Source organism: Segatella maculosa DSM 19339 = JCM 15638, from assembly GCF_000382385.1.
GTDB lineage: Bacteria > Bacteroidota > Bacteroidia > Bacteroidales > Bacteroidaceae > Prevotella > Prevotella maculosa.
In genome coordinates, this window is the sequence record NZ_KB908328.1 from 46,248 (window position 1) to 60,221 (window position 13,974).

General features: G+C 50.6%; 10 protein-coding genes. 6 read left to right on the top strand and 4 right to left on the bottom strand.

Features of this window, described 5'->3' with window-relative positions:
* Positions 1-13 precede the first annotated feature (13 nt).
* Genes H164_RS0109270 through H164_RS0109295 form a run of 6 tightly spaced genes read left to right on the top strand, consistent with a single transcriptional unit; the run spans position 14 to position 8,727 of the window.
* Entirely contained in the window at positions 14-3,121 is a 3,108-nt protein-coding gene (locus tag H164_RS0109270) for a SusC/RagA family TonB-linked outer membrane protein (protein ID WP_019968358.1), read from the top strand.
* Between the two features lie 17 nt (positions 3,122-3,138).
* A complete protein-coding gene (locus H164_RS0109275) occupies positions 3,139-4,731 on the top strand; it encodes a RagB/SusD family nutrient uptake outer membrane protein (RefSeq protein ID WP_019968359.1) in 1,593 nt (530 codons plus the stop codon).
* 23 nt (positions 4,732-4,754) lie between these two features.
* Positions 4,755-5,645 carry a hypothetical protein gene (locus tag H164_RS0109280; protein WP_019968360.1) on the top strand — a complete coding sequence of 297 codons (891 nt, stop codon included), beginning with the start codon at positions 4,755-4,757 and terminating at the stop codon, positions 5,643-5,645.
* A 5-nt stretch (positions 5,646-5,650) separates the two neighbouring features.
* Positions 5,651-6,337, top strand: coding sequence for a fibrobacter succinogenes major paralogous domain-containing protein (locus H164_RS0109285; protein ID WP_238315143.1), 687 nt, complete (start codon positions 5,651-5,653; stop codon positions 6,335-6,337).
* A 9-nt stretch (positions 6,338-6,346) separates the two neighbouring features.
* On the top strand, positions 6,347-7,372 hold the full coding sequence (locus H164_RS0109290) for a TlpA disulfide reductase family protein (RefSeq protein WP_019968362.1): 1,026 nt from the start codon (positions 6,347-6,349) through the stop codon (positions 7,370-7,372).
* Positions 7,369-8,727: a TlpA family protein disulfide reductase gene (locus H164_RS0109295; RefSeq protein ID WP_019968363.1), complete on the top strand. Its 1,359-nt coding sequence runs from the start codon at positions 7,369-7,371 to the stop codon at positions 8,725-8,727. Before H164_RS0109290 ends, H164_RS0109295 begins: the two co-directional genes overlap by 4 nt.
* Before the next feature lie 211 nt (positions 8,728-8,938).
* On the opposite strand, the gene H164_RS0109300 is transcribed toward H164_RS0109295, so the two are convergent.
* The 4 genes from H164_RS0109300 to H164_RS0109315 form a co-directional block, all read right to left on the bottom strand.
* Entirely contained in the window at positions 8,939-9,655 is a 717-nt protein-coding gene (locus H164_RS0109300; protein WP_019968364.1) for a hypothetical protein, read from the bottom strand.
* A 79-nt stretch (positions 9,656-9,734) separates the two neighbouring features.
* On the bottom strand, positions 9,735-11,798 hold the full coding sequence (gene metG, locus H164_RS0109305; RefSeq protein WP_019968365.1) for a methionine--tRNA ligase: 2,064 nt from the start codon (positions 11,796-11,798) through the stop codon (positions 9,735-9,737).
* A 139-nt stretch (positions 11,799-11,937) separates the two neighbouring features.
* Complete coding sequence (locus H164_RS0109310) at positions 11,938-12,924, bottom strand: Acg family FMN-binding oxidoreductase (protein WP_019968366.1); 987 nt, start codon at positions 12,922-12,924, stop codon at positions 11,938-11,940.
* A gap of 130 nt (positions 12,925-13,054) precedes the next feature.
* Positions 13,055-13,948 carry a hypothetical protein gene (locus tag H164_RS0109315; protein ID WP_238315147.1) on the bottom strand — a complete coding sequence of 298 codons (894 nt, stop codon included), beginning with the start codon at positions 13,946-13,948 and terminating at the stop codon, positions 13,055-13,057.
* Positions 13,949-13,974 lie beyond the last annotated feature (26 nt).

Here is a 13,974-nt window from a genome sequence, read left to right on the forward strand (position 1 = left end):
GTTTGCACTGCCCGTGGGAAAGAATCAAAGCCTGAAACTGACGTTTTCCTACATTGGTTGCAAGCCTCAGACACTGACCGTAAAGGCCGGAAAAGATGTCATTGTAATCATGGAAGACGATAAAGCCACGTTGAAAGAAGTGGTTGTGACGGGTTATCAGCAGATAGACCGCCGCAATCTGACGAGTTCCGTCTCGAGTGTCAAGATGGATGACATCGCCCGGGCAGGCATTTCGTCCGTCGATAAGATGCTGCAGGGGCGCATACCCGACCTTGTTCTCTCCACAACGAGCGGCGAAGTGAATGCCACACCGAAGATACGTATTCGCGGAGTGAGCACACTTATCGGTAATAGGGAGCCGCTTTGGGTGGTCGATGGCATTATTGTTAACGACCCGGTCAACCTGACTTCCGACGTTATCAACGACCCCGACTACGTCAATCGCATAGGGAATGCCATCTCAGGTATCAATCCTCAGGACATTGAACGCATCGATGTGCTGAAGGATGCGGCTGCAACAGCACTCTATGGAACGCGTGCAGCGAATGGCGTTATCGTTGTAACAACGAAGAAAGGACGGGCAGGTAGGCCCGTCATCTCCTATAATTTCACGGGTACAGTCCGCCATCGTCCGCGCTATAGTGACCGGAAAATCGACCTAATGAACGCCAAAGAGCGTACGCAAGTGTCAAGGGATTTGGCTGCAATGCACTACACTTTTCCCTCAAATATGACCTATATTGGCTATGAAGATGCCCTGCAGAAGTATTACGGGGGCACCTATAACAGGAGCCAATTCGAGGCAGCTGTGGCCGCAGCCGAGGTGCAAAATACGGATTGGTTCAAGCTTCTGACACGTGATTCTTTCTCACAAGACCACTCAATCAACCTCTCTGGAGGTGCTGATAAGTTCCGTTATTACGCCTCATTGGGCTACACCAACGACAATGATGTCATCAACCGCAACGGCAACGACCGCTATACAGCGGCCGCAAATCTTGACTTCACGCTCAACAACCAATTCCAATTGAGTCTCAATTTGGGTATGCACACCGATAAACGCCGCTACGATCAGGGTGATGTTTCGCCCATTGACTATGCCTATAACACCAGTCGGGTAATCCCATCTCATACGGAAAGCAGCTATTTCTATTATAAAAAGATGTCAGTTGGCTCTGGTTCGTATGATTTCAATATCCTTAACGAACTCGATAACAGCTATATGCGCCAGCGAACTAACGGCTTCAAGGCTACGGCCAACCTGCGTTATGCACCACTGGATTGGCTGGATTTCAATGCTATTCTGGCCTTTAACACCTCGAATACGAACATCGAGGGCTGGCATGGTGAGAAGAGTTGGTATGCAGCCGCACTGCGTCAGTCGCCTTACGGTATAGAGGCTCCGTCCACAAGTGAGATGCCTTTCGGCGGAGAACTCTCTGAAAACGATATCGATCAGCGTGATTGGACGGTGCGCCTACAGGGCAATCTGAACAAGAACTTCGGTCCCGAAGGTCACCACAACCTCAATATTGCGGTGGGTTTAGAGGCGAGTTCGACCCATTATATGGGTAATCTTTTCACGCAACGTGGCTACTATGCCGACCGAGGAAAGAGGTTCACGACAGAGATTCCCGATAAGTATGCAGCCTATTTGAGATGGCTTGGGCGGAATATTCCGGTCATTACCGACAATCGAACCAACCTCGTTTCGGCCTATGGTACGGCATCTTACAGCTATAAAGAGCTGTTTACACTGAACGCCAACACCCGTTATGACGGCTCAAACCGCTTCGGTGACCGCAGTAATGAGAAGATATTGCCCGTTTGGTCCGTGTCGGGTTTGGCCAATATCAAGCGCATATCAGACCTCAAAGCCACTTGGTTAGATGCTTTGGTTTGGAAGATTTCGTATGGAGGACAGGGTAATATGCTCGAAGGACAGACCCCTAAGCTGACCGTAAAGAAGGGAGCTTACGACACACATTACGGTGAAATGATATCCGAAGTGGACCGTTTTGCCAATCCGGACCTGCGTTGGGAGAAGACAAAGTCGTTCAACACGGGCATCGAGACCGCCCTTTTTCATAACCGACTGCTACTCTCTTTGGAGTATTACTACAAGAAAACAACCGACGCTTTCATGAATAAAACTATCTCCGATGTGAATGGTTATTCGGCTTATTACGTCAATTCGGGTCGCATTATCAATAAAGGTTACAACCTTTCTGTCACGGCAACACCCGTCCAAACACGTGATTGGAACTGGTTACTTTCGGCATCTTTCTCGAAAGTCATCAACAGAATGAACACCATTCCTGGTGAAGATGCCTACGAAATCAGCGACTATTTGGCAGGAACGGCTATCATTAATGGACAAGCTATCGGCACTTTTTACTCCTATCGTTTCGTGGGATTGAACCCTCAGGACGGTGGTCCTATGTTCGATGATTGGCAAGATAGGGCCCATGAACTTGTGGGATTGAATAAGTATGAGACTGCCATGAGGGTGCTTGAACGTAGTGGGAAGCGCGATCCTGACGTCACCGGGAGCTTCAGTTCCACTCTTAGTTACAAGCATTGGCGGCTGGGTTTGCTCATGGATTACGCTTTGGGAAAGAAGATCCGCCTGTTCAAACTGTTCAATCAAGGCTCAGGTAGCAACACAGGGCCGGGCTATATCTATCCCGAATACAATCTGAACCGCGCGCTACTCGACCGTTGGAAGCGACCCGGAGACGAGCGCTTGACAGACATTCCGTCGATTATGAGCATCAGTTCTCCCAACTTTTATCAGTATACCCAGCCTTGGTTCAATGGCGACAACTATAAGGGTGTGAAGTTAGGGACCGACCTTTGGACGATGTATGACTACAGTAACGTGCGCGTTGTCAGTGCCGATTATCTGCGATTGGCCTCCCTCAGTCTCACTTATGAGCTACCCCTCGCCCTCTTGATGAAGTGGGGTGTGCAGCGAATCGCTCTCTCTTTGACGGGAAACAACCTTTATACGTGGTGCGATAACAGGCTCAAAGGACAGACACCCATGCAGAGTGGCTTTGCCGAAGTGCAGCTTTCAGACACTCCTTATTATACCCTTGGCGTGAACATTCAGTTTTAACGGAAAAGAAAATAACGATGAAAGGCTTCAAATATATCCTCGCAGGCTGTGCAATGCTGGCCTTTGGAAGTTGCGGAGACTTCTTGAAAGAATACTCACAAGACACGGATTATGTGCGATCATGGCGCGATTTGGACGAGCTTCTCATAGGTTCGGCCTATCAACCCCTGTATGCTGCCGCTACATTATCAACGGTTTCAGACCCTCAATACTTCCTTCATTTCCTCGCAGATGAACTGGATGAGACCTCAACAAGCGTCATTTCGGGTTACATGTCCTATGACGGTAAGGAGCGAGTCTTTGGTTATTACACGTGGCAGGCACGTAGTGGGCAGAACGAAACCTATACGGGTTACAACACAGAAAACCAGAGTTGGCAAGACTATTACAACCGAATCAATGTGGCAAACAATATCATTGCCGAGGCTGCAGTGCTGAAAGAGGCCGGTGAAGAGGGCCGTCGAGGCCGATTGAAAGTAGACGGTGAGGCCCGTTTCCTGCGTGCTTATTACTATTTCATGCTGGTGAATATGTACGGAAAGCCCTACTCGGCAACTGCAACAACCGACCTTGGTGTGCCATTGAAGACAACCGAAGTGGTGGAAGACCGTAGGTTTGGCCGCAATACGGTGCAGGAATGCTACGACCTCATACTCACTGACCTTCAAACGGCAGAGACCGAGCTGGCCGAATATGGTGCGCAACGATCGAAATATCGTGCGGATGCCACGGCCGTCAGGCTGTTATTGAGTCGCGTTTACCTGTATATGCAATACTGGGACAAGGCTGCCGAGTATGCCCGAAAGGTCATCGAGGCTCGTCCGAGCCTGGTCGATCTCAAGCGATTAAGTACAACCGACGGCGTCATCTCGCCCACTTCACCTGAGCTAATCTTCTCGATGGGTAGCAATTCCGTGATGGAATACACCATCAACTACAGTAAATCGTTTCAAATTCCCGATGCTTTCTATCGGCTGTATGCCAACGACGACCTGCGAAAGACAAGGTATATATGGACCAACGGCGACTTCCATGGCTATAAAAAACTACCTGCCAACGCAGCTTCCTTAGCTGCTTCAAGTCGCACAGAGACCGACCCCAAATACTATTTCGATGTTTATTACTACGGTTATCAGAACCAAACGAACGACATTTCAGATAAGAATTGCTTTCGAAGTGCCGAGGCTTATCTCAATTTAGCAGAGGCCGAAGCTTGCTTGGGCCATGATGTTGCAGCACAACAAGCCGTGAATACCCTGCGAAAGTCGCGCTATGCATCGGGTAGCAACTATCGGTTGACCTTCACGGGTGCCCCACTTATCCATGCCATTCGCGAAGAACGGGCTCGCGAACTGCTGCTCGAAGGCCACCGATGGTTCGACCTTCGTCGCTATGCCGTCTGTAAAACGGCCCCACAAACGGCTACCATCACGCATCATTATTACTACTATCAGCAGCGCGACTCCGACGTTAAGACAGCCTTGCACACCTTTACATTGACGCCCGGTGACTGGGGTTGGACGCTTCCGATACCCGAATCGGCCAGAGAATTCAACCAGATGCCGCAGAACCCGCGCGGCGAACGCACCCATACAACACAGACTTTATGACCCGATTTTCAAGCAACAACGATATGAAAAGACGCAAACCATGCCTTACCCTCTTTGCCGTTGCCCTACTATTTACGGCTTGTACCGGCGAAGATGCCCTCACTCCAAGCCATGCCGACACTGATCCTTTCGTGGTTTCTGCGGCAGACAACAGGCCTGATACACGGCTCCGGCGCGACTTTCACGACAAAAACGGCAGCTATCTGCTCTTCAATGATACGCTCGCTAACGGCGAATTGTTAGACAACGGTTATGTGATGACGGCCGCAGAGAACAACATCGTCTATACCTACGACTATCTTTCGTCGTTCAACGAGAAGCAAAATGCCGCGCGATTTATCGAGCATGACCTCCTTCCCCACTTGGGAAAGCGGCTCCGTCCGTTCTCTTTTCTGCTCGTTAGTGGCATTCATCGGTGGACAAGAAACGGCACATCGTTCTATCAGAACTACGACGAAAGCGACACACCACAGCTGGTTACGGGCGTTAGGAGCACGGCTATCGCCATGAAAAGTGTTCCTTCCGATCCGGAAGAGCGGAAAACTTATGCTCAAACCTTGCTGAAAAGCATTCTCTCAAACGCCATTGTATTGCAGAGCGGTGGCAAGGTTGATGCCTTTAAAGCGGTCAGTAAAGATGCCTATGGCGGTCTTTATGACGGTCCGACTCCAGCAAACGAGGCCGAGAACATGTCACTGATGAATGCCAAAGGCTTTATTTCCGTTCACTATTCCTATGGTTTCCCCTATTTCGGAGCCTATCCTACGGTGTCCGAAGATGTGACAGCCTACGTTGTATTGGCTCTCGAAGCAACTGCCGACGCTGTGGAAACCACCTATTTAAGCTATCCGAAAATCATTGAAAAGTATCGATTGATGATAGAAGTCCTCAACGAACTGGGTTATATTAGATAAAGTGCATGATGAAGAAGACTGTTTTTTACCTGATGATAGGTCTGCTGACACCGCTTCTCGCCGCATGTGGCAGCGATGAAGCCCCCGTTTTGGTGGATTTGAGTGCCAATAAACGCGGCTCATTCACTGATGCGCGTGATGCCAACACCTATCATTACGTCTCTGTGGGCGGCCTTGATTGGATGACGGATAACCTGCGTTACGACACAGGAGATGATAACACGCGCAGCATTTATGCCACACAAGAGCTGCCGGGCGACAACGGAACGACCACTAACGCATGGACCGTGGCCCGCTATGGCTATCTCTACAGCTACGAAGGAGCCCTGACTGCCGCACCGGCTGGCTGGCGACTGCCCACTGATGAGGACTGGAAACGACTCGAAACAGCCTTGGGCATGACGCGGGAACAGGCAGACGGCGACCTTTGGCGGGGCAACGGACAGGCCGAAGTGCTTAACAGTGCGACGGGACTGAACTTGCTTTACGCTGGGTTTCACGACAAAAACTCCACCTCCTTTGCCCAACACTTCTTCTTCATGGGTGGCGTGGGCTACTATTGGACGGCCACTTCGCCCGCTGAAGGACTGGCCTTGTTTCGTAAGATACGCTATAACAGCAGCCAAGTCTACCGCCACACCACTAAAACCAACAATATGTTAAGCGTACGTTGCGTGCGCGATGCAAACTAATCCTGCCGTATGAGAAAGATATTCCTTTCGCTTTTCCTGCTATGGACGGTGATGCTGACGGCTCAAGAGCGCGGTTTCACCATCAAAGGTTATATTCCCTCGTTGCCCGACGGCACCGAGGTGGGCATCGACGCCGTGGAGGATTCGATTATAGGACTGGCCACTTCGGTGGTTAAAAACGGCCGTTTTGAACTGCACGGGCAGGTAGAACACCCCGTTTTGGCCTCGTTCACGGCCAACAACCTCAAGCTCGTTGAAGCGCATCATTGGCCTGACGACTCCATCAAATGGCACTATGAAGACTGTTTTGTCAGTAACGCAAACCTCACGATTGGGGCGGATTTTAAGCTGACGGGCACGCAGATACAGGCTGATTGCAACGAACTGATGGCCTTGGGCGACTGGCGCGACGCTGCTGTTGCATGGCGGTTCATTGACAAACACCCACAATCTGTGGTCTCGGCCTTCTTGGTCAATGGTATGTTGAAAGCCGGGTTCGGACTCACCGACAGTGATGTCGAACGCTTGGGACGGGCACTCACAGGTGTTCCGGCCGACACTTTGCGCTGGAAAGAATATCAATGGCGCGTGGCAATGGCCCGTAAAGCCACCATAGGGTCGCCACTAATCGACCTCGAAATCAAAAATACGGCCGGCAAGGTGATGCGCCTTTCAGATCAGATTCCGACCGACCAAGGACTCGTTTTGATTGACTTTTGGGCCAGTTGGTGCGGACAATGCATCGCAGCCTTCCCCGAATTGCAACGGCTGATGACCGAATATAAAGGTAAGGTGAGCCTGATAGGGCTCTCCATCGATACTAATGACACTGCTTGGCGCAGGGCAATGGCGAAGCATCCGCATGCTTGGCCGCAGTATTGTACGACACCCGGCGGCTATAAAGACCTGTTCCAGAAGTACCAAATCGGCAATGGAGTGCCCTATTTCCTGCTGGTCTCTCCGGCCAGAAAGGTGGTGAAGGCCTTGCATACCGTTGACGAAATCGAAGCATTTTTAAAGAATAATCCGATATGAAACGTATTTTAATCGGCCTTTTGGCCCTTTTTCCCTGCTTGGTCCACGCACAGTTGGCCGTCATAGAGACCTCGGACACCACGTTGTTGAGCGGAAGTATGCTCATGACGGAGGCCCAACCGTTCGATAAACTCACGTTCAATCAGAAGGGAATTGCCGTCTATGACGACCCAACTATCAAGGAAAAGGCACAGCTACAACTGCTCCTTGCCGACGGAACGTCCTATTTCTTGGTCGTTGAACCGGGCAAAACGCAGCGCATAAAGTTCACACGTGGTAAGGGCGGAAAGCTGCAGGTGGACTACAAAGGGGCTAACACGGCACTGTCGGTGCTCTTCAATGAATTTGCTAAATTCGTGCCCGAAAAGAACACGGGCTATGAAATGGCCAATCAATCCACTGACACCATCACCCATGAAGAGGCCCGTCGGCGACTCGATATGCGCTATCTGCGGCTCGTAAAAATGGCAGAAAAGCTCGAAACACCGGCCGAACGGGCCGACAATCTGCGCGACATCAACCTCGCTTATCTGGCCAGTCGGCTCCAACTCACGGCCGATGAAGACTACAAGTACGGCCGAAATCCCAACGAAGATGCGCGTTATATGACATTGATCAAGCAGATTAATCCAAACGATTCCGTGTATCTTCAACGCGGATTGATTGACATGTTCGTGCTCAGTAAGATGCCTCTTGCAACGCAAGAAACCTCAATTGGCGCGTATGGGGCTGCCTATTTGACGGCTGTCGACGCCCATATTGCCAACCCAAAAATACGAAACGAGCTCATGGAAAGCATGGTTGGCACTGTCTTGGGGCAGATACCTGCCGACCAAACCGATGCATTTTGGACCGTAGTTAAGGCCAAAGCCGACAGCAATATCATTCGGAAATACGAGTTTGTCGTCAGTTCCCGGAAGGCCACAAAGCGTGGAATGAAGTGCCCGGACGTGACGTTTTCCGACCCCGAAGGGCAGCAACACCGCCTCAGCGACTACTTCGGTAAAACGCTATACATCGACCTTTGGGCCACATGGTGCGTGCCCTGCATGATGGAAATCCCGGCTTTGGCCCGTCAGGTGGAGCATTATAAGAACGATGCTCGCGTGATGTTCATCAGCATCAGCATGGACAAGAACCGGCAATCATGGCTGGCGGAACTGCAGAAAGACCGTCCTGCGTGGCCCCAATTCATTGCCAACAGCGAGGAAGATGCCCTCATCTCGCGCGAGTTCGGTGTGATGTCGATTCCCCGTTTCCTGCTCATCAAGGCCGACGGCACTATTCTTGATGCCGATGCCTTCCGTCCTTCCGACCCGAAGTTCAGCGAAAAGCTCGATGCCCTGCTGGAGTAAGTCCGCAATTTCTTCCCCCTTGAAAATCAATTACTTAATGTCGCGTTCTAATCTCACCCATTTCACCGTATAATCTCAGCCATATTACACGATAATATGGCCCATATTGCGCGGCAAAATGGGTGAGATTGGAATGCAGGGTGAAAGCTATTGATTTTCAGGGCGAGAACGGTTGGTATTCAACTTACAGCTTCAAGCGATGCGAGGGCGGTCAGTCAACGTAGAACTTGTCGATGTCTCCGGCCCTGAGCAACATGGGAAAATCGCGCCGGTAGCGGCTGACGGGGAAGCATTCGTAGTCGTTTCCAAAGTAGAAGTCGCGAACCGACTGGTATTCTGCACCCGGAGAATGTTCGAAAACCGCCAATTCGAGCAGGCAAGGTTCCCCAAAACACACCCCGATCGTGATGGTATAGGAATATTTCCAGCCGTTTCCGGCTTCGTAATGTAGCGTGATACCATCCTCATCGGCAGCCAATTCTTCCTTGAACATGATGGCGGAAGCCTCCATGTTGCGGATAAAATAGGGGTAGATCCAACGCTTTCCCTCGCATGAGATAATGAGTAAGCGGTCGGTAAACAGGCTGTCTTGAAGGTCGTCTTGCATAAGGGTCATTGTCACGGGCGACAGGATTGCGGCGTGCATGCCCTTGAATGAGACTGTATCTTGCGTCACATAAAAGTCTGAAATGGTGAATCCTTGCCACTTATGATAGCCTCGATAGGGGTTTGGACAGCCGTTTTTCAGTCGCAAAGTGTCGCCCGAAAAGTGGGTCAAATGCTGAATGGGGCGGCCAAGATAGCATGCTGTGGTGTCCGAATGGGCATCGTAGCCGTGTTCATCAAGCCCGTCTGATGTCTGACCCACAGCCATGTTGCAGGCTACAAACAGCAGGAATAACAACAGATGAATGCGTTTTCGTTTCATTAGCATGATGGGTTCAATTCTTTTTATCAGCCGCTTTTGTCTGTCGGGACACACGGATTGTGCGTCCGTGCAGACCTTATTAACCCACTTGACTGCCCGGTTTAACCACTCCGATGGTGGTCGTGACGTTCAAACTGCCGTCAAAATTGACCGCACTAAGTATCATTCCTTGGCTTTCAATGCCCATCATCTTGCGCGGAGCGAAGTTTGCAACGAAGAGAACGTCCTTTCCTACGAGCTGTTCCGGCTCATAATAGGCCGCAATTCCGCTGAGAATGGTGCGGTCGGTGCCGCTTCCATCGTCGATAGTGAACTGAAGAAGCTTCTTACTCTTGGCCACTTTGCAACACGCTTTCACGTGTCCCACGCGGATATCCAGCTTTTCGAAGTCGTCGAAAGCGACCGTCTTCTTCACCGGTTCGGCCTTGTAAGCGACCGCTTCATTGGCCTTTTTGGTGGCCGAAAGCTTGTCGAGTTGCTTCTGAATGACGTCATCTTCGATTTTCTCGAACAGCAGTTCGGGTTCCGAAAGCTGGTGTCCGGGCTTCAAAAGGTCGGTGTTTCCGAGTTCACTCCAGTTGAAATCGGCCATGTTGATGAGCCTTCTCAGCTTCTTGGATGAGAAAGGCAGGAACGGTTCAAAGGCAATGGCGAGGTTCGCAACGAGCTGAAGTGAGATGTAAAGAACGGTCTCTACGCGCTTCGGATCGGTCTTCCAGACCTTCCACGGCTCGCATTCCGTGATGTATTTGTTGCCGATTCGCGCCAAGTTCATGGCCTCTTTCTGGGCCTCGCGGAACTTGAATGCGTCGAGATAGGCCTCAAGTTTTGCCTTCACGTCTTTGAATTCATCGAGTGCTGCGCGGTCTACGACCTGCAGTTCGCCACAAGCCGGCACCACACCCTCCCAGTATTTCTTCGTTAATTGCAGTGCACGATTGACAAAATTGCCGTAGATTGCAACGAGTTCCGAGTTGTTTCGCTCTTGAAAATCTTTCCAAGTGAAGTTATTATCCTTGGTCTCCGGGGCGTTAGCCGTCAGCACATAGCGCAGCACATCCTGCTTTCCGGGCAGCTCATGCAGGTATTCATGCAACCAAACGGCCCAGTTTCTGCTCGTCGAAATCTTGTCATCTTCGAGGTTAAGGAACTCATTTGCCGGCACATTGTCGGGCAGAATGTAGCCTCCATGCGCCTTGAGCATCGTCGGAAAGATGATGCAATGGAACACGATATTGTCTTTTCCGATGAAGTGAACGAGTCGGGTTTCAGGGTCTTTCCACCACTTTTCCCAGCTTCCGAAGCGCTCCGGGGCACCGTCGCACAGCTCTTTTGTATTGCTGATGTAGCCAATTGGCGCATCGAACCACACATAAAGCACTTTACCTTCAGCTCCTTTGACAGGTACGGGAATGCCCCAATCGAGGTCACGTGTCATGGCTCGCGGCTGAAGGTCCATGTCTAACCAACTCTTGCACTGCCCATATACGTTGGAACGCCACTCCTTATGCTCATCAAGGATCCATTTCTTGAGCCAGTCTTGATAGTCGTTGAGGGGCAGATACCAGTTTTTGGTCTTGCGAACGACGGGCTTTGAGCCCGAAATCGTGGAGTGGGGGTTGATGAGTTCCATGGGACTGAGGTCGCTACCGCACTTCTCACACTGGTCGCCATAGGCGTTTTGGTTGTGGCAATGCGGGCATTCGCCCATGATATATCGGTCGGCAAGGAACTGATGGGCCTCTTCGTCGTAATACTGTTCGGTCTCTTTTTCGATGAGTTTTCCGTCATCATAGAGCTTCTTAAAGAAGTCGCTGGCCAGCTTGTTGTGTGTTTTGCTGGTTGTACGGCTGTAGATATCGAAGCTGATACCAAACTCTTTGAACGAGTCTTTGATGAGTTGATGGTAGCGGTCGCACACGTCTTGCGGCGTGATACCCTCTTTCTTGGCCCGCAAGGTGATGGGAACACCGTGCTCATCGCTGCCGCCGATGAAGACAACCTCCTGTTTTTTGAGTCGCAGATAGCGCACGTAGATGTCGGCAGGCACGTAGACTCCCGCCAAATGACCAATGTGAACACCCCCGTTGGCATAGGGCAATGCCGCCGTAACTGTGGTGCGTTTGAACTTCTTTTCTTCCATTGATTCGTTATTTTCCTTTTCTTTGCATGCAAAATTACAATAAATCAGTCGGAATGCAAAGGAAAAGGGGAAATAATATGACAGTTTCGCGCCTATGTTAAAGGGGAGATGGAGAGGGAACCGGGCCTGCCCCTGCCTGTTATCTCGGTAACAATACTTCGCAGACAGGCCGTCTTATCGAATAAGGACGAGGCTTCGCATAGCCCAATCGGATGAGGATGGTGGGCGTTTCGCCATGGAGATGCAGGCTCTCGGCCATCTTTTCGGCGAGTCCGCCGACCTCGTTGGGCTGATTGAGGAACGCATTCCGAATTCCGAACGCAGTGGCATGAAGCAGCAAGCGTTCGAGGGTTCGGCCCAAATTCACCCACTCTTGAGGCGTATTGTGACGTGTGGTGAAGAGCAAAAAGTGGCTCGATGAGGCGATACATTGGCTGTCGTTCTTGTTCTGCGACTTAGCATTAATCGACTTAGAGATGATGGTTTTTGCGATGAAACGCGGGAGATTGGGCGCCCCGAACACGGCGTAACTGAGTCCGTCGCGGCTTCGCTGACTGTCTTTCTTGTTGTAACGCATCCATTGTTTCAGTTCGTTCATAAAGGCAGTGTCATTCATTTGCACGTCATTTCCCTTGTAAACATACTGCGCAATGGTGTCGAATTCGGCCGTTCCCCGCTGAAAGAAATGCACACCGACAGCCGGATCGCAGTCCGTAGACTGCAAGATGGCGATTGTTTCCGGCGCAATCAGCTGTCCGTTATAGCGCCCACGTGTGGTTTGTCTGACGGGTATTTGTGCCGCTAAGGGGTCGGAAACGAGGGCTGTTTGCTTCTCCAAGCGAATGGAAATCACACCTTCTGCCGTCACAGAGGCATGGGATTGATAGCCTTTCTCTGTTGCTGCGAGGCACAGATTCTCTGCAGCACAGCCCAGACTCACGAACATTTCGCGCTCATCGGGGTCGACCACCGGCAGTCGATAGCGGAGATTGGGCCTGATGATGACTTCGTTTTCTTTGATCTCAAACAGCCATGGCTGCGTGTTATGCCCCGATGGAGCTTTTGTTGCCTGCGCAATCATGTAGTGATAATCCGCATCTTGGGCTTGTACATTGCTGTAAACCATATTTTGTAAGATTGACAATAAACGATTTTCTTATCCATGTCTTCATGTTTCAAGACCGTCTTAGTCTTGTAGGTCGGCCTCGACATGTGTCGTACATATACCTTATGATATAAGAGGATAGGCTATATTGTTATTTGACCAACCTGAATTTTCCCTTTGAAAAAACGTAGTTCTTGCTGTCCACCGGTATATCCTTGTTGGGCATGGCAATCATTTTCTTGAGGAGAATCCCCTGATGACCAATGGTATAATGCAGATAACAGTTCGCGGTTCGGCCTTTCCAATAGACGTTCTTGGCAGTGTATACGAGCAACCTATCTGTCAGTTTGTGCGTTTTGTCTAAGGAACAAAGGAAGAAACGGCCCTCGCCGACCCGGTCTGTGCCGCAAATCAAAAGCAATTCATAGCCATCAAGCGACGGAAGTCGGGCGATATGGCAGTTCGATAAATCCGTTTCTGTGTCTACGAATGTCTTAAGAAGCGGTACGAGCGCCTTACTTGGCGCGACTGTTCCGGGCAAGTCGATGATGAAATCATAGGAATATTCAAATGGAAAATGAATGAGAGGAAGCCGCTCGTCAAGCGTTTCAAGGCCTTCAGGCTTGGCCGTCGGTGCCTTTTCCAAGCAAACTGCTACGTAGTCCTTATATTTTTCCTTGTCATAGTTGAGGATAACGGGTGCATCAGGGTCATAGGTTATGTCTTTGAGTAAGCGTTTTTCGGTGTCAAGAACAATCCAACCTTGCGTGCTTGTGCTGTTTTCTCCATCTGAATATGCAAACAATCGAATGACGTAAACCCCGTTCTCGCGTTCCTCTTCAACCTCTGCGTGTATGCTTTTCCTATCAAAAGGCGTCTTGAAATTCGTGCACGACAGCACGAGCTGCCTTAGTTTTTCTTCGCAAGACACGCTGGGTCGCCTGCTTTTCTGGGGCGAAATGACAGCAGACATGGCCGCCTTTCTTGCACTACTTGCGCAAGGTGGCAACATGAAAAGCAGTGAAAAGAGGAATATCCGTACCATGATTCGCTCACTTATACCCCGCCTTC